General features: G+C 63.2%; 14 protein-coding genes, 1 tRNA gene and 1 pseudogene. 11 read left to right on the forward strand and 5 right to left on the reverse strand.

The genetic code is table 11. The features are described from left to right. Window positions 1-61: 61 nt before the first annotated feature. The 3 genes from Q0964_RS16750 to rad50 are packed head-to-tail and all read left to right on the forward strand — an operon-like array spanning window position 62 to window position 4,402. Window positions 62-439, forward strand: a complete 378-nt coding sequence (locus Q0964_RS16750; protein WP_299269912.1) for a DUF7966 family protein — start codon at window positions 62-64, stop codon at window positions 437-439. Beyond that, on the forward strand, window positions 414-1,715 hold the full coding sequence (gene mre11, locus Q0964_RS16755) for a DNA double-strand break repair protein Mre11 (protein ID WP_299269914.1): 1,302 nt from the start codon (window positions 414-416) through the stop codon (window positions 1,713-1,715). Before Q0964_RS16750 ends, mre11 begins: the two co-directional genes overlap by 26 nt. Next, window positions 1,712-4,402 (forward strand): DNA double-strand break repair ATPase Rad50, encoded by a 2,691-nt coding sequence (rad50, locus tag Q0964_RS16760; protein WP_299269917.1) that lies wholly within the window; start codon window positions 1,712-1,714, stop codon window positions 4,400-4,402. Before mre11 ends, rad50 begins: the two co-directional genes overlap by 4 nt. On the opposite strand, the gene Q0964_RS16765 is transcribed toward rad50, so the two are convergent. The 3 genes from Q0964_RS16765 to Q0964_RS16775 are packed head-to-tail and all read right to left on the reverse strand — an operon-like array spanning window position 4,399 to window position 5,485. After that, complete coding sequence (locus tag Q0964_RS16765; RefSeq protein WP_299269920.1) at window positions 4,399-4,833, reverse strand: DUF7346 family protein; 435 nt, start codon at window positions 4,831-4,833, stop codon at window positions 4,399-4,401. The genes rad50 and Q0964_RS16765 overlap by 4 nt on opposite strands. Window positions 4,834-4,878: 45 nt before the next feature. Continuing rightward, window positions 4,879-5,226, reverse strand: coding sequence for a DUF7322 domain-containing protein (locus Q0964_RS16770; protein ID WP_299269923.1), 348 nt, complete (start codon window positions 5,224-5,226; stop codon window positions 4,879-4,881). 46 nt (window positions 5,227-5,272) lie between these two features. Further along, window positions 5,273-5,485, reverse strand: coding sequence for a DUF7331 family protein (locus Q0964_RS16775; RefSeq protein WP_299269926.1), 213 nt, complete (start codon window positions 5,483-5,485; stop codon window positions 5,273-5,275). Window positions 5,486-5,567: 82 nt separating this feature from the next. On the opposite strand from Q0964_RS16775, the gene Q0964_RS16780 reads away from it, so the two are divergent. From Q0964_RS16780 to sufD, 4 genes are all read left to right on the forward strand, one after another. Continuing rightward, window positions 5,568-8,321, forward strand: coding sequence for a DNA-directed DNA polymerase (locus Q0964_RS16780; RefSeq protein WP_299269929.1), 2,754 nt, complete (start codon window positions 5,568-5,570; stop codon window positions 8,319-8,321). 420 nt (window positions 8,322-8,741) lie between these two features. Then, the gene (locus Q0964_RS16785; protein ID WP_299269931.1) at window positions 8,742-9,683 is read left to right on the forward strand and encodes an ABC transporter ATP-binding protein; all 942 of its coding nucleotides are present in this window, start codon (window positions 8,742-8,744) and stop codon (window positions 9,681-9,683) included. Window positions 9,684-9,740: 57 nt separating this feature from the next. Continuing rightward, window positions 9,741-11,171: a Fe-S cluster assembly protein SufB gene (sufB, locus tag Q0964_RS16790; RefSeq protein WP_299269933.1), complete on the forward strand. Its 1,431-nt coding sequence runs from the start codon at window positions 9,741-9,743 to the stop codon at window positions 11,169-11,171. Window positions 11,172-11,185: 14 nt separating this feature from the next. Beyond that, window positions 11,186-12,403, forward strand: a complete 1,218-nt coding sequence (gene sufD, locus Q0964_RS16795; RefSeq protein WP_299269936.1) for a Fe-S cluster assembly protein SufD — start codon at window positions 11,186-11,188, stop codon at window positions 12,401-12,403. 97 nt (window positions 12,404-12,500) lie between these two features. Here the strand turns inward: sufD and Q0964_RS18520 are convergent. Beyond that, window positions 12,501-12,971 (reverse strand): annotated as a pseudogene (locus tag Q0964_RS18520) (DUF2332 family protein); the annotation flags it as partial. A gap of 140 nt (window positions 12,972-13,111) precedes the next feature. On the opposite strand from Q0964_RS18520, the gene Q0964_RS16805 reads away from it, so the two are divergent. The 3 genes from Q0964_RS16805 to Q0964_RS16815 all read left to right on the forward strand — a co-directional run bounded on the left by Q0964_RS16805 (window position 13,112) and on the right by Q0964_RS16815 (window position 14,299). Then, the gene (locus tag Q0964_RS16805; RefSeq protein WP_299269941.1) at window positions 13,112-13,591 is read left to right on the forward strand and encodes a ferritin-like domain-containing protein; all 480 of its coding nucleotides are present in this window, start codon (window positions 13,112-13,114) and stop codon (window positions 13,589-13,591) included. 31 nt (window positions 13,592-13,622) lie between these two features. Next, on the forward strand, window positions 13,623-14,054 hold the full coding sequence (locus Q0964_RS16810; RefSeq protein ID WP_299269943.1) for a metal-dependent transcriptional regulator: 432 nt from the start codon (window positions 13,623-13,625) through the stop codon (window positions 14,052-14,054). 119 nt (window positions 14,055-14,173) lie between these two features. Then, window positions 14,174-14,299: transfer RNA gene (locus Q0964_RS16815), tRNA-Gln, on the forward strand. A gap of 332 nt (window positions 14,300-14,631) precedes the next feature. Here Q0964_RS16815 and Q0964_RS16820 read toward each other — a convergent pair. Further along, window positions 14,632-15,360: a GNAT family N-acetyltransferase gene (locus tag Q0964_RS16820; RefSeq protein WP_299269945.1), complete on the reverse strand. Its 729-nt coding sequence runs from the start codon at window positions 15,358-15,360 to the stop codon at window positions 14,632-14,634. Window positions 15,361-15,590: 230 nt separating this feature from the next. Between Q0964_RS16820 and Q0964_RS16825 the strand changes: the two genes are divergently transcribed. After that, window positions 15,591-16,286: HD domain-containing protein (locus Q0964_RS16825; RefSeq protein WP_299269948.1), on the forward strand; the 696-nt coding region annotated here is incomplete at its 3' end.

A 16,286-nucleotide genomic window follows, 5' to 3' on the forward strand; every position in this document is an offset into this window, starting at 1 on the left:
CTCCACATCGACTTGGAGGCTGTCCGAGCGTTCAAATGTTAGGGCGCGACCACGTACTCACGTGCCCGACACAGACACCGTCAAGCGGGCTCTCGCACGTCTCGCAGAACAGCCAGCGGATGCGCCGGCCGTCGACAGCGGTTGGTTCGCCGACGACGACTATCGAACAGTCGTTACGGTGGCCGAAGACGCCGTCGAGTCCGTCGCGGCCGTCGTCGACTTTCTGGATGCAGACGGGCTCGACCGTCTCGAGGCAGCCATCGATGCGGCCGAGAGCGTGGGCGACCACGCAGCTGCTCGCCGCGGCCGCCGCGCCCGGAGCGCGCTGACCGACTTCCGGCGTGCGGTTCGGTCGGACCAGTTTCACTCCGGTCGCGGAACCACTTTAGGGGGTGGTGCCCAAGCTACTGGAAATGACGCGGGTGATACACACGGGTGATACCCACCTCGGGTACCGGCAGTACCACCGACCCGAGCGACGCGAGGACTTCCTCGACGCTTTTCGTCGGGTCGCCGAGGATGCCGTCGAGGACGACGTGGACGCTCTCGTCCACGCGGGCGACCTCTTTCACGACCGCCGACCGGATCTGCCCGACATCCTCGGGACCCTCTCGGTACTGCGGGACCTGGCGGCTGCCGACATCCCCTTCCTGGCCATCGTCGGCAACCACGAGACGAAACGCGACGCCCAGTGGCTCGACCTGTTCGAGTCGCTCGGCCTCGCGACGCGACTGAGCGACGACCCAGTCATCATCGGGGACACAGCCTTCTACGGGCTCGATTTCGCCCCGCGGTCGCAGCGCGAGGCACTGGACTACGACTTCGAGGCCCACGACAGGGCCAACGCTGCCCTCGTCGCTCACGGCCTCTTCGAGCCGTTCGACTACGCCGACTGGGACACAGAACGTCTCCTGTCGGAGTCGAACGTCGACTTCGACGCCGTCTTGCTCGGCGACAATCACAGACCCCAGAAGGCGGAAATCGAGGACACCTGGATCACATACTGCGGGTCGACCGAGCGGGCCAGCGCCGACGAGCGCGACGACCGGGGATACAATATCGTCGAGTTCGGCGAGCGGGTGTCGATCCGACGACGCGGGCTCTCGACCCGTGAGTTCGTCTTCGTCGAGATCGAACTCGGCGAGGGGGAGGGCGTCGAGCGCGTGCGGGAGCGGGTCGGTCAACACGACCTCGAAGACGCGGTCGTCGTCGTCCACGTCGAGGGCGAGGGCGACCCGGTCGCGCCGGCCACCATCGAGGAGTACGCCGACGAAGAGGGGGCGCTGGTCGCTCGGGTCACCGACCACCGCGAGGTCACCGACAGCGGTGAGATCGACGTGAACTTCGCGGACCCCGACGACGCGGTCGAGGAGCGTATTCGCGAGATAGGGCTCAGCCCAGCGGCCCGCGATATCGACGAGACCGTCCGCGCGAGCAAGACCGCCGACTCGAACGTCACCGACGAGGTCGAACGCCGCGTTCAAGCCATACTCGACGATGCCGACCCCGACGCCTTCCAGCCTGCGACAGACGACTCGCCGGATGACGAAGCCGGCGAAACGACGGTGACGGCCGAACGGGCGACGACCGAGGAACCGACAAAAACCGACGGCGGCGACGCGGACGACGGGGAGTCGACTGCCGTTGGCACGGACGCCGACACGAACGGCGACGGCGACCGGAACGGACAGCCCTCACTGGGTGACTTCGAATGAAGTTCGAGCGTATCAGACTGGAGCAGTTCAAATGCTACGGGAGCGCGGACCTCGCCCTCGACAGTGGGGTGACGGTCATCCACGGCCTGAACGGCAGTGGAAAGTCCTCGCTCCTGGAGGCCTGCTTTTTTGCACTGTACGGGGCCCGTGCCCTTGACGAGAACTTAGACGACGTGGTGACCATCGGCGCAGAGGACGCGACCGTCGAACTGTGGTTCACTCACGGCGGCGGTTCGTACCACATCGAGCGACGGGTGCGGGTGACCGACGACCGAGCGACGACGGCAAAGTGCGTGCTGGAAACGCCCGAGACGACCTACGAGGGGGCCCGCGACGTTCGCGGCCGCGTCGCGGAACTGCTCCGGATGGACCACGAGGCGTTCGTCAACTGCGCGTACGTCCGGCAGGGCGAAGTGAACAAGCTCATCAACGCATCCCCGGCGGACCGGCAGGACATGATCGACGACCTGCTCCAGCTCGGCAAACTCGAGGACTACCGCGAGCGAGCCAGTAAGGCCCGACTGGGGGTCAAACACGTCCGGGATGGCAAACGGGAACTGCTCGACGACCTGGCGGCCCAGATCGAACGGAAAGAAGCCAAAGACCTGCACGAGCGGCTGAACGCGCTCCAGACCGAGCGTAAAGAGCTCGAAGCCGAGATCGAACGGTTCGACGAGAACCGACAGGAGGCGGTGAACACACGCGAGGAGGCCGAGGCTATCCTCGACGAACACGAGAAGAAGCGCGAGCGGCTCGACGCCCTCGAAACCGAGGTCGAGGAGTTGACCGAGACGATCGAAGCGACCGAACGGGAGCGCGAGCGGCTCGGAGAGCGGCTCAGCGCTCTGAAAACCGAACTCGACGAGATAGAGGCCGAACGAGACGACCTGCTGGCCGGGTCGGCACTCGAAGACCCCGACGCACAGAGGGTCGCCGAGACCATCGACGAGTTGGAAGCCCGGGACGAGCAGTTGCGTGACGACATCGAGGACCATCGGGTCGCGGCCAGCGAACACACGAGCGAAGCAGAGTCGCGCCGGGAGACCGCAGAGGACCTGGCTGCTCGGGCCGACGAGAAGCGCGGGGAGGCCGAGAAACTGGCCAGCGAACTCGCAGCGACACGGGAGACACTCACCAAACGACGCGGGCAAATCGAGCAGCTAAACGCCGATATCGAGCAAAAACGCGAGTCCTTCGAGGACGCGCCCGTCGAAGTCGGCGAGGCGAGTGACCACTGGGACGAACTCGCGGACGAACTGAACGACACCCGCGAGCGCCAGAAAGAACTGGAAACCGAACTGAAAAATGCAGAGCAACGGCTCGAAGAGGCCGAGGCCCTTCTTGAGAAGGGGCGCTGTCCCGAATGCGGGCAGCCAGTCGAAGACTCACCTCACGTCGAGTCCATCACCGACCACCGCGAGCGCATCGACGACCTTCAGGACGAACTGGTTACGGTCCGACAGCGACGCGAACGGCTCGAAGACGAGGTCGAGGCGGCCAGCGACCTGGTCGACCGCGAGAACGAACTCCGGACGCTCCGGAACGACCTGGAGAACGTCCAGCAGTTGGTCGACGAACAGGAAGACGGGCTCGAACAGACCGTCGAAAAGATCGACCGACTCCGCGAGGAAGCCGAGGAACTAAACGCCGAGGCCGAGGCCAAACGCGAGGCCGCGACCCAGGCCGAGGCGGCGGCCGAGGCCGAACGCGAGGCGGTCGCCGAGTGCAACGTGGAACGCAGCGAGATAAGCGAGCGCCTCGACCGACTGGAAGCCATCGGCGAGACCTTCGAACGAGCCGCCGACCGCCGAGACGAGACGGAGCGCCTGCGCGAGCAACGGGCCAACAAGGCCGAATTGAACGGCGAACGCCGAGACCGGCTGGCAGACAAGCGCGACCAGCGCGACGAACTGCAGGCCGAGTTCGACGAGTCGGCGGTCGAACAGGCGCGCACCGAGAGAGCACGCGCCGTCGAGTACATCGAGCAGGTCGAGCCGAAACTCGACGAACTCCGCGAGGAGCGCGACGACCTGATCGACGAGATCGGTGGCGTCAAACAGGAAATCGAGGAGCTAGAGACCCTCCGCGAGCGCCACGACGACCTCGAAGCCAGGGTCGACCGGCTCCACTCGCTGTACGACGAGACCGAGCAACTACAGGAGATGTACGGGCAGTTGCGGGCGGAACTGCGCCAGCGCAACGTCGAGAGCCTCGAGCGGATGCTCAACGACACGTTCGACCTGATCTACGCAAACGATTCTTACTCCCGGATCGAACTCAACGGCGAGTACGAACTCACGGTCTACCAGAAGGACGGGCGACCACTCGACCCCGAACAGCTGTCGGGGGGCGAACGCGCACTGTTCAACCTCAGTCTACGGTGTGCAATCTATCAGCTCCTGGCAGAGGGCATCGAAGGCGCGGCCCCGATGCCGCCGCTGATTCTCGACGAACCGACGGTCTTTCTCGACTCAGGCCATGTCTCACGGCTCGTCGACCTCGTCAGGCACATGCACGACCTCGGTGTCGAGCAGATTCTCGTCGTCAGCCACGACGAGGAACTGTTCGGTGCGGCCGACGACCTGGTGATGGTCTCGAAAGACGGTACGACGAACCGGTCGACAGTAGCACGGAAAGACCCCGACGAGGCGACGCGAGAGGCTGTCGCCGACGCCGCGACGGACTAAGCGTCCTCGCCGCCGCTCCGAAGGTGAGTCAGCCCTTCGGCCGCTCTGTCGGTGAGCCGGTAGCCTCGTTCGCCGGCCACAGTCGCCTCGTCGACCAGACCCGCAGCGCGGAACTCACCGAGCAGGCCGTGCAGATCACTCTCACAGAGGTCGTAGCCGCTCATGAGGTCGCGAACGGCGACTGGGCCGCGTCGGTCGAGTTCGAGCAACAGACCCAGCGCCCGGTCGTCGCGAACGGCGGTCAGTACCGTCCGCGCCGGGTCCGGGACGGTGGTAGCGGCGGTTTCAAGCGGGGACTCGTCAACGAACTCCAGCGCGTCGTTCGGGACGTACTGCTCCTCGCCAGTCTCTGGGTCGCGGACGCGACTGGAGTCGCCGGACCGCTTGACCAGCAACAGTCGCGTCCCGGAGTCGTCGTGGACGGTGCGCATCACACGCTATAGTCGACGTGAACGGGTAACCGTTCTGGACCGCCGTCAGTCGTCGCCGAACTGTGCCCTGGCGCGCCGGTAGCGAACGTAGCCATAATAAGAGACGCCGGCGCCCAGAAGGAATACGGCCCCACCGTTGACCCACTCGCCGCGAAAAAATACGAGCATCGGGCCAAGCGAGACTGCAAAGAGGGCGAGGTTGAAGATGGCGACGAGTTTCCAAAACGACCGGACGAGGCCCTCCGACGCGTCGCCGGAAGACGGACCCGGCGGCTCGGGAACGGTGACCTCCGGAACGTCGGGGGCCAGATCCGACTCCGGGTCGGGTTCGAGACTGTCGGCGCTCCCCGGGTCGTCCGGTTCGTTCGGCCAGCGGCCGTCGTCATCGCTCACTCGTGAGTTGTCGGGCAGGCGCCGAGAAAAGCGTTCCGTGACCGGCTTACACCGCGTCGTCCAGCGTCGTTGCCGCACTCGACTGGACCCACGCGAGCGGGTTCTGCGCGTCGTAGAGGACTACCCCGTCGTCGGTCTCATAGGCCTCGATTGTCTCGACTTCGGGGCCGTCCGGTCCCGTTTCGGCACTGTCCAACTCCGACTGATTTCCGTTTGCGCGGTCCGTCATGTCGCTCCAGTCTATGGTATGACGTATCATGGCAAATACCTTGTGTTCCCGTCGCGCCTCGAAACGCGGGGACCGTCGGGATTTTAATCGGGGGTCGCAAAAAGTAGATAGTATGGCCGAGACCGAAGAGAAAGATCAGATAGGTCTCTCTGCGTTCGAGGACGGGACGGGGAGTGAGAACGACGACCGCGAGGCGGCCGCGGAAGCGGCGGCCGTCGCGGGCAGCGGTGGCGACGTTTTCGAGATCGTCGATCTCGAGGACATTCGCTATCCGGACGCCGACGAGTACGTGACGTTTGCGGTCACGCAGGTCGACTACACCGTTGAGGGCCGAGGTGACGAGGAGTTCCCGGTGGTCCACCTTTTCGGCCGGACGCCCGGAGCCAGCGAGCCAGTCCACGTCGAAGTTTACGAGTTCAAGCCGTACTTCTACGCGCCCACGGACTCACTCACCGACGCGGACCTCCAGCGCGACCGCATCACCGGTTGGGAGGACGAAGACGAGGACGGCGACCCCTACGAGTCGATTCGCGGTGAGCGGCTGATCAAAATCTTCGGCCAGACCCCCCGCGACGTGGGCCAGATGCGCGACGAGTACGACCACTACGAGGCCGACATTCTCTTTCCCAACCGCCTGCTCATCGACAAGGATATTACCAGCGGCATCCGGGTTCCCGTCCGCCGTGAGGCCGCAGGCGAGCCCATCCGGGTGCCCCACGAGGAGGTCGAAGCGGTCGACGCCACCGCCGAGCCCCGTGTCAACACGTTCGACATCGAAGTGGACGACCGCAGCGGTTTCCCCGAGGACGGGGAGGAGCGAATCGTCTGTCTCACCTCACACGACTCCTACGACGACGACTACATCACGTGGCTGTTCGATGCGGACGAGGGCGGCGACCCGCCCGAGGCCTTGGCCGCCTACGACCCCATCAAGAACGAGTTCGACGCCGACGTGCGCGTCTTCGAGACGGAGGAGGCGATGCTCGAAGCGTTCGTGACGTACATCGACGAGACCGACCCCGACCTGCTGACGGGCTGGAACTTCGACGACTTCGACGCGCCGTACTTTCTCGACCGTCTCGAAGAGTTACAGGGCCCACACCACGACTACGACCTCTCGATCGAACGGCTCTCCCGCGTCGACGAGGTTTGGCGCAACAACTGGCAGGGCCCGAACATCAAAGGGCGCGTCGTCTTCGATCTGCTGTACGCCTACCAGCGCACGAAGTTCACCGAACTGGACTCCTACCGACTAGACGCGGTCGGCGAACAGGAACTGGGCGTCGGTAAAGAGCGCTACCCCGGCGACATCGGCGACCTCTGGGAGGACGACCCCGAGCGCCTGCTGGAGTACAATCTCCGGGACGTGGAACTCTGTGTGGAGTTGAACGAACAACAGGAGATCATCCCGTTCTGGCAGGAAGTCGCCTCCTTCGTCGGTTGCAAACTCGAAGACGCCACCACGCCGGGCGACGCCGTCGACATGTACGTCCTCCACAAGCTCCACGGCAACTTCGCGCTCCCCTCGAAGGGCCGACACGACACTGAGGACTACGAGGGCGGTGCGGTGTTCGACCCGATCACCGGCGTCCGGGAGATGGTCACCGTTCTAGACCTGAAATCTCTATACCCGATGTGCATGGTAACGATCAACGCATCCCCGGAGACCAAGGTCGATCCCGACAGCTACGAGGGCGACACGTTCCGCGCCCCGAACGGCCAGCACTTCCGGAAGGAACCCGACGGCGTCATCCGGGAGATGGTCGACGAACTGCTGACCGAGCGTGAGGAGAAGAAATCCCGGCGAAACGACCACGACCCAGATAGTTCAGAGTACGAGCAGTTCGACCGACAGCAGGCCGCTGTGAAGGTGATCATGAACAGCTTGTACGGCGTTTTGGGATGGGACCGATTCCGGCTGTACGACAAGGAGATGGGCGCTGCCGTCACTGCGACGGGGAGAGATGTTATCGACTACACCGACGAAGTGGCGGGACGGATGGACAAAGACGTCGTCTACGGTGACACTGACAGCGTAATGATAGAACTCGGTGGTGGCGTGTCGAAGGAGTCGGCCATCGAGCAGTCCTTCGAGTTGGAAGAGCAGATCAACGACGCTTACGACGAGTTCGCGGAAAAGGAACTGAACGTCGACCTCGACGCCGGCGAAGAACATCGCTTCCAGATCGAGTTCGAGAAGCTGTACCGCCGTTTTTTCCAGGCGGGCAAAAAGAAACGCTACGCCGGTCACATCGTCTGGAAGGAGGGCAAAAACGTCGAAGACATCGATATCACGGGCTTCGAGTACCAGCGGTCCGACATCGCGCCGATCACCAAGGAGGTCCAGAAGGAGGTCATCGACCGCATCGTGACGGGCGCAGACACAGAGGAGATCAAACAGTACGTCCACGAGGTCATCCAGGACTTCGAGGCCGGGGAGGCCAGTCTCGACGACGTGGGCATCCCCGGCGGTATTGGGAAGAAACTGGACAACTACGACACCGACACGGCGCAGGTTCGTGGCGCGAAATACGCCAACCTCCTGCTGGGGACGAATTTCGCGTCGGGCTCGAAGCCTAAGCGCGTCTATCTGGACCGGGTTCACTCGGACTTCTGGGAGACTGTGGAACGCGAACACGGCCTTGACCCGTCGACCGATCCGCTGTACGGGGAGTTCCGCCGCGAGCCGGACGTAATCTGTTTCGAGTACGAGGACCAGATTCCAGCGGAGTTCGAGATCGACTGGGAGAAGATGCTGGACAAGACGCTCAAAGGGCCGATCGAGCGCATTCTGGCGGGGCTGGATATCTCCTGGGACGAGGTCAAAAGCGGGCAGGAACAGACGGGACTCGGGAACTTCATGTAGCGATGGTTGCAGACGCAACCCGGACACCGCTCTCGGCCGAGCCCGGTTGCGGAGGTGGTGAGAGAGGATGCTCGCGGATATCCCGAGGCGTTCGCTCTGCCCTCCGAGACGGCTTCTCTGCTCGTAGCGACGTCGCTGTGCCCCGGTCGTCCGGTCACGCTCAGAGAGACGCCAATCGAGTCGGCGTCGGGGGCCGTTTCGTCGAGACGGGTTGTCGATTACAGTCAAGTGGGCTTCACACCGTTGGGGGCCCCCCGTAGCTTGGATGCACAACCCCGGTAGTCGGCGCCGCAGTCGGCGGCGTCCTGGTTCCAGAATACGAAATCAAATTTTCCGTTCACGAAAGCGTAACTAGGGGAATGCGAAAGTATTATGAGCGTCTCGGCCCGATATACAGATGACATAGGTGTCCCTTAAATAATGGCAACACTCGAAATATCCGACTTACACGCTGAAGTTGCCGAGGAGGGCGGCGAGCAGATCCTTCGCGGAGTTGACCTCGAAGTAGAATCCGGTGAGATCCACGCGTTGATGGGTCCCAATGGGAGCGGGAAGTCGACGACTGCGAAGATCATCGCCGGCCACCCGGCATACGAAGTAACGGGCGGCGAGGTTCTGTTGCACATCGAAGACGACGAGTTCGATGTCCTCGACGAGGAGATCCCGGAAGATCTTCAAACGTGGAGCCTTCTGGATCTGGAGCCCAACGAGCGTGCGGCGCTCGGTATCTTCCTGGGATTCCAGTATCCCGCAGAGATCGAGGGCGTGACGATGGTCAACTTCCTGCGAACGGCCCTGAACGCCAAACTCGAAGAGCGCAAAGAGCTGTTCGAAGACGAGGACGAGGAGGAAACGGAGGAGACAGCCGACGCCGACGACACCAACGAGGACGCGGCGGGCTACGACACCTCCCCGATGGAAGGCGACCCGGAGGAAGGCGACATCGGTGTCGCGGAGTTCCAGGAAATTCTCCAGGCGAAGATGGAGCAACTGGACATGGACGAGAGCTTCGCCCAGCGGTACCTCAACGCAGGCTTCTCTGGCGGAGAAAAAAAGCAGAACGAGGTCCTCCAGGCCGCGATTCTGGAGCCCTCGATCGCCGTTCTCGACGAGATCGACTCCGGGCTCGACATCGACCGCCTGCAGGACGTCTCGAACGGCATCAACGCGTTGCGCGACGAGGAGGGCGCAGGTGTCCTCCAGATTACCCACTACCAGCGGATCCTCGATTACGTCGAACCGGACCACGTTCACGTGATGCTCGACGGCCGAATCGCCAAGTCCGGCGACGCTTCGCTGGCCGAGGAACTCGAGGACAAAGGGTACGATTGGGTTCGCGAAGAGGTCGCCGAGGCCGCGTAACCATTCAGGGCTAGGACAGGCTAATATGTTTAGAGAAACAAACCACATACACCAACAATGAGTTCAGATCAAGACCACCTCAAGGAGACTGACACCGAGAAGCGCTTCGAGTTCAAGAAGGAGGAGAATTCGGCCTTCGAGGCCGAAAAGGGCCTCGACGAGGAGACCATCCGGGTTATCAGCGAGGACAAGAACGAACCGCAGTGGATGCTCGACCGACGGCTCCGTGCACTCCGGCAGTTCCAGGAGATGCCGATGCCCGACGACTGGCCGGGCGCTCCCGACCTGAGCGAAGTCAAGGTCGACGAGATCGTCCCATACATTCGTCCGGACATCGAGACGCGCGGCGGTGCCGAAAACTGGGAGGACCTCCCCGACGAGATTCAGGACACGTTCGACAAACTGGGTATTCCGGAAGCCGAGAAAAACGCCCTCTCGGGCGTGGGCGCCCAGTACGAGTCCGAAATCGTCTACCAGAACATGCAGGAGCGATGGGAGGAGAAGGGCGTCGTCTTCTGTGACATGGACAAAGCCGTCCAGGAGCACGAGGAAATCCTCAAGGAGTACTTCATGACCAAGGCCGTGCCGCCGAGCGACAACAAGTTCGCGGCGCTGCACGGCGCTATCTGGTCGGGCGGGTCGTTCGTCTACGTTCCCGAGGACACCACGGTCGACATGCCTGTCCAGGCGTACTTCCGGATGAACTCCGACGGGATGGGACAGTTCGAGCACACGCTCATCATCGCCGAGGAGAACGCAGAAGTCCACTACATCGAGGGCTGTTCCGCGCCGAAGTACTCGGCGTTCAATCTTCACAGTGGCGGTGTCGAGGTGTTCGTCAAGGAGAACGCACACGTCCAGTACTCCACCGTGCAGAACTGGTCGAAAAACACCTACAACCTCAACACCAAGCGCGCCATCTGCGAGGCCGACGGCACGATGGAGTGGGTGTCCGGATCGATGGGCTCGAAAGCCACGATGCTGTACCCGTCGACCATCCTGAAGGGGCCTGGCGCGACGGACAACCACATCACCATCGCCATGGCTGGCGAGGGTCAGAACATCGACACGGGTGCGAAGGTCTACCACAACGCCCCAGACACGAAATCGACCATCGAGTCCAAGTCGATCAGCAAGGACGGCGGCCGGACGAACTACCGCGGACTGGTCCACATGTCCGACGGTGCCGAGAACTCCAGTACGAGCGTGGAGTGTGACGCGCTGATGTTCGACAACGAGTCGACCAGCGACACGATGCCGTACATGGAGATTCAGGAGAACCAGGTCGACGTGGCTCACGAGGCAACCGTCGGCAAGATCGGTGACGAGGACGTGTTCTACCTCGAGACGCGCGGACTCGACGACGACGACGCCAAGCAGATGATCGTCGCCGGGTTTATCGAGCCGATCACGGAAGAACTGCCGATCGAGTACGCGGTCGAACTCAACCGTCTCATCGAACTGGAGATGGAGGGTTCGCTCGGATAACCCCCGAATCCATCATGAGCACGCAGGTACACGCGAACCTCACGGAAAAGCAGGTAACGGAAATCAGCGATCAGCTGAACGAGCCCGAGTGGCTCTTAGAGACGCGACTCGACGCACTGGACGCGCTCGAGGACCTCGACATGCCCAAGGTCATCCAGACGCCGGGTCGGGAGTGGACGAACCTCGACGCTCTCGATTACGAGAGCTTCGTCGACCCGCTGGAGATGGCTCAGGAGAAAGACCGCATCGACGCCGATGGTGTCGACGTGCTCTCCTGGTCCGAGGCGCTGGACCAGCACGGCGACCTGATCGAAGAGCGCTTCGGGAGCGTCGTCGATCCACAGCGCAACTACCTCACGGCGCTGTCGACGGCGCTGTTCTCGGCCGGAACCGTAGTCTACGTCCCCGACGGCATCGACGCCGAGGACGTCAAGATTCGGACCCGGATGAACAGCCGAGCGCTGTTCAACTACACGCTCGTAATCGCCGAGGAGTCGGCTTCGGTCACCATCCTCGAACGCCAGGAGACGGGTGAATCCGCGACCGAAGAGGACGCACGCTACTACAGCGGCGTCGTCGAAGCCGTCGCAGGCGAGAACGCACACGTCCAGTACGGTGCGCTCCAGAATCTGGACGAGGATACGTACAACTTCCAGGTCAAGCGTGGCCACACCGGACAGTACGGCACGGTCAACTGGATTGAGGGCAACGTGGGCTCACGGCTCACCAAGACCAGTGTCGAGACGCGCCTGCTGGGCGACAGTTCCGAGAGCAAAATCGTCGGCGCGTTCTTCGGCCACGAGGACCAGCACTTCGACCTCGGGAGTCGAGTCTGGCACGAAGCCGAACACACGACCGCCGACCTCGTGACGCGTGGCGTCCTCGACGACACCGCTCGTTCGGTCTACGAGGGTGTCCAGGACGTGGGGCGAGACGCCTGGGATACCAACTCCTACCAGCGCGAGAACACGCTGATGCTCTCCGACGAGAGCGAGGCCGACGCGTCCCCGAAGCTGATCATCAACAACCACGACACGGAGGCCAGCCACTCGGCGACGGTCGGGCAGGTCGACGCCGAGGACATGTTCTACATGACCTCGCGGTCGATTCCCGAGCAGGTCGCGGAGAACATGCTGGTCGAGGGCTTCTTCGAGCCCGTCCTCTCGGAAGTCGCGGTCGACGAGTTCCGCGAAGACCTCGACGGCTTGATCGCCAAGCGGCTTCGCGAGTAGCGCCGCCACAGAGCTTTTTTATTCCACGTCGTCCCCGCCAGGACAACCAGCCCCCGTACGCCCCGGACGCGGTGATCTCGCCGGTCTCGGCCCCGCCGTCCTCGAAGCGGACGTGGCGGTACGCCGGGTCGCTGGGCGGGGTTGCCGGATCGCCCGGCAGCCAGTGAATCGGTCGGCCGTGGCTGGCGTCGGACAGCACTCCGCGGACGGCCGCCACGCCATCGTCGGGGAACTGGTAGTGGGCGATGGTACCGAACACGACGAGCGTCGCGTCCGTGGGGACAGCGCCGAGACGGGCTGGCAGTGCCTCGGCGGCGTCACCGGCGGCGAGTTCAGGCGGGTGGTCGACGGCCAGTTCCAGTGCGGCAGCTAGCCGTTCGTGCCGCTGCTGGTGGTCCGGGAGGACCAGCGCCCGGAGGCAGCGGGTATCGTTTTCGTCGGTCACGTCGAGCGGGTTCAGGTCCACACCCCAGTGGTCGGTGACGGCCGGCGGTTCCGCCGGGGGCGGAGGCGTCCTGTCCCGGATTTCGGCCTCGATGTGGGGCTGAGAGTCGGGGTCACCGACGATTCATCGTCGAACGCGTAGCGGTACCGGTCCCACAGCGGCCGCTTAGGGGTGTCGGTCCCGAGGGAACGGCTTAAGTTTCCGCCTTCCCGATATTAGAGTATGCAGGTGGGACAGAGTCGAGATCGTAAACGGTGGTCACCGTGAGCGTCCAGCAACCGGTCTCCAGCGACCACCAGCTGACGCGGCTGTTGCAGATCGGCATCGTTCTCGAAGAGGTAGTCGAAGTACGGGCGGGCGAACACGCCCGGACGATGGACGCCGCCGACCCGGAACTGGAGACACTACTCGACGAGGCCGCCCGAGAGTCGGCCGACCACCGCGAGCAACTGGAGAATCTGATCGACGACCTCGAAGCCGACACGATTCCGCTCGAGGAAGTCAAGGGACTGGTCAAGGCCCGGTACGAGTCCGAAGCGGACTTCGACGGCGTTCTCTACGACCAGTTGTGCAACGAGGAAACAGCCTACAAGTTCTACGACGACCTCATCACGGCCATCGAGGAGTCAAACGCGACACTCAGCGTCGACCGGCGAGAACTGATTCAGACGCTTGCAGCCATCCGGGCGGACGAGGCCGACGGGGTCGAGGAAGTCGCGGCACTCATGGAGAAACGAGAATGATCCGAAGCTATTCGAACGGAGTGGATTTCGCGTGAACACGTCCGACCAGTATCTCAAGGCAATCTACCTCGTCCAGCAGGAGGAGGACGGGCCGGCCTCGACCGGCCGCGTCGCCGACATGCTCGACGTGAGCCCAGCCAGCGCCAACGAGATGATCGGGAAGCTCGAGGACCGCGAACTCCTCGAACACGAGAAGTACAAAGGTGTCAGCCTCACCGACGATGGTATCGTCCGCGCTCGTGAGGGCCTCCAGACGTACTGTATCATCGAGCGGTTCCTGCTGGGGGTGCTCGACGTCGAGGAGTTCCGCGCCGAGGCCAAGCAACTCGAACCCGTCATCGACGAGACTGTCGCCGACCGACTCGACACCATCATCGACCGTGCACCGCAGTGTCCGGACTGTTTCGACCCCGAAGACGACGCCTGTAAACTGCTGGAAATCGAAGCCGACCCGGCGGACTGACTGTCCACTCTCCACAGTAACCGAACTCGGTTAGTGGCTCTGGCCTGGAGAACGCCACGACGACGGAACCGAGACGAAAGTATCATTTCCTGCTCGGACATAAGGTTAGACGTACACGTAGCCCTGTGGTGTAGTGGCCAATCATCTGGGCCTTTGGAGGGGTACACCTCGTACACGATTCGACGCCTCTCGATGGTGTACTCCGAAGCAAGCCCAGGACAGCGGTTCGAATCCGCTCGGGGCTACTCCAACCCTTCTCACATCCACGACACCCGAGGCCGGTCGGCCGCAACCACAGCAGTTGCGTTGCCGGGCCTCATGCCAGCGGTGGCCCGTCTGCGGACGCCTCCGTAGCGTGGACCGCTGACAGGCCACCGCGAACGCGGCGCCGGAGGTCGTAATCTCTCTTTGAACAGCCTCGCCCACACCGGCGGGCACCTTCTTGTGGTGCCCGACGACGAGGTTCGGCAACTCGATAGCAGCGTTCGCTCACTCGCGACGACAGGGACTGCAGAGAGCGACAAGGAGGTGGCCGAGCTACGGGCTGAGACGGACCTGCCGCGAAATCCATCCGAGATTACATGTAGGCTGCGTCCCAGCGTGTGGGCTTGCGGCTGTTACCGCACTCGCCACACTCGATGCGGCCCATGGCGTCCATCGCGTTGGCCAGCGAGTCACACTTCCCGCAGTGGTACCCGTACTTCTCCTCGCGGTTCTCACCGGCGTAGACGACGTGGAACGGACCGGCCGACCCCTTGTCGAGGTCGTCGTGGTCGATGTACACCGTCCGTTCGTCCGTCGTGCGCGGCTCCAGACCCTCTGGCTCGGCCTCGAGGTAGAGTGCCTCGGTGTAGGGACTCCCGTCGATCTCGACTTCTCCTTCGCCCACCTTCTCGAAGCCACGTTGCCTGTAGAAGCTGTTCCCGACCTCGTTCATCGACAGCACGCGCCCGCGGAGCTGGGTGATTCCCTGCTCGTGGAGGCGGTCCCGGACGGCGTCGAACAGGTCCGAACCGAGCCCCTCGCCCCGGTAGTCCGGGTGGACGTGGAGCCACAGCAGGTCGGCACCGGTCTCGTCGTCGTGGACCACCGTTTCGGTGAACGCGGCCGGTTCGCCCGCGTACTCGGCCAACAGGAAGAGCATGTCATCGCGGTCCACCTTTTCGGCGTACTCCGCCTCGTCGTACCACTGGTGGACCGTTCCCTCGATGGTCCCGGGACTGAGCGTGTAGGACGCCTCTAGCGACCGCTCGGCGATTTCCATAACCGCTTTCTGATCGTCAGGGGTTGCCGCTCTGACTTCCATATGTTACGGTACGGTAGTAGCTCTCATAAATCCATGTCACGCCATATTGGGTCACGGAGAACCAGTGACTGCAGAGTGACCCGTCTGCGCGTGCACCGTCGGGGTGGTGCACTCCGTCCGAGGTCGAATTCGGGGGTGCTGTAGATTTCAGGGTGTCGTAACGCTAAAGACCCGCACTCGCTTTTATATCCGTAAGATGAACAGCAAACGTCACGTCGGGAGGTGGTTCCGTGGGTGTTGAAATACGGGAGTCGCCCGTCTCGGACGCGGAATTTGAGGCGATGCAGGTCTTCGTCCACGACTATCTCGAAGCGAGCGTCGTCAACGAGGACGAGGGCGGGCGGATGCGGTGGTATCCCTGGCATTCGGCGGCCTATCGGTTCAACCACATCATGAACGTGGTCGAGCTAGCGGCCGATATCGCGCGCAAAGAGGGCGCGAACATCGATGTGACTCGTATCGCGGCCCTCTTTCACGACATCGCCAAACTCGAGGCCGACCAGGACGTCCACGCTCAGGAGGGCGCTCGCATCGCACGCGAGTACCTGACTACCCACTGCGACTACCCCGAATCGTTCGTCGACGAAGTCTGTACCGCGGTCCGGGACCACTCGTATCAGGGGCCGCTCACCGACCTCTCCCTAGAGACACAGTGCCTGATCGAGGCCGACCTGCTGGACAAGGTCGGCGCGAACGGCACGGCGCTGATGCTGTTGCGGATGGGCTATGAGTCCCGTACACACATGGACGCCGCCGAGATGGTCGGACGCGTCCTCGAACGCGGTCGGGACGCCGCCGAGCGCGTCGAGAGCGACACGGCCGAAAGCGTCGTTCACCGCCGGCTCAAACGGGTCAAGTGGTTCAAAGAGTGGCTCGAATCCGAGGTGGCCATGATGAACGACTCCAGTGTGGCGTCGAGCCCCAGC

This window comes from Halorientalis sp. (genome assembly GCF_028275115.1).
GTDB lineage: Archaea > Halobacteriota > Halobacteria > Halobacteriales > Haloarculaceae > Halorientalis.

Bases quoted from the DNA above. Each gene is read 5' to 3' on its own strand.
- mre11 (WP_299269914.1), top strand. From the start codon at position 414: ATGACGCGGGTGATACACACGGGTGATACCCACCTCGGGTACCGGCAG.
- rad50 (WP_299269917.1), top strand. From the start codon at position 1,712: ATGAAGTTCGAGCGTATCAGACTGGAGCAGTTCAAATGCTACGGGAGC.
- Q0964_RS16765 (WP_299269920.1), bottom strand. From the start codon at position 4,833: ATGCGCACCGTCCACGACGACTCCGGGACGCGACTGTTGCTGGTCAAG.
- Q0964_RS16775 (WP_299269926.1), bottom strand. From the start codon at position 5,485: ATGATACGTCATACCATAGACTGGAGCGACATGACGGACCGCGCAAAC.
- Q0964_RS16780 (WP_299269929.1), top strand. From the start codon at position 5,568: ATGGCCGAGACCGAAGAGAAAGATCAGATAGGTCTCTCTGCGTTCGAG.
- Q0964_RS16785 (WP_299269931.1), top strand. From the start codon at position 8,742: ATGGCAACACTCGAAATATCCGACTTACACGCTGAAGTTGCCGAGGAG.
- sufB (WP_299269933.1), top strand. From the start codon at position 9,741: ATGAGTTCAGATCAAGACCACCTCAAGGAGACTGACACCGAGAAGCGC.
- sufD (WP_299269936.1), top strand. From the start codon at position 11,186: ATGAGCACGCAGGTACACGCGAACCTCACGGAAAAGCAGGTAACGGAA.
- Q0964_RS16820 (WP_299269945.1), bottom strand. From the start codon at position 15,360: ATGGAAGTCAGAGCGGCAACCCCTGACGATCAGAAAGCGGTTATGGAA.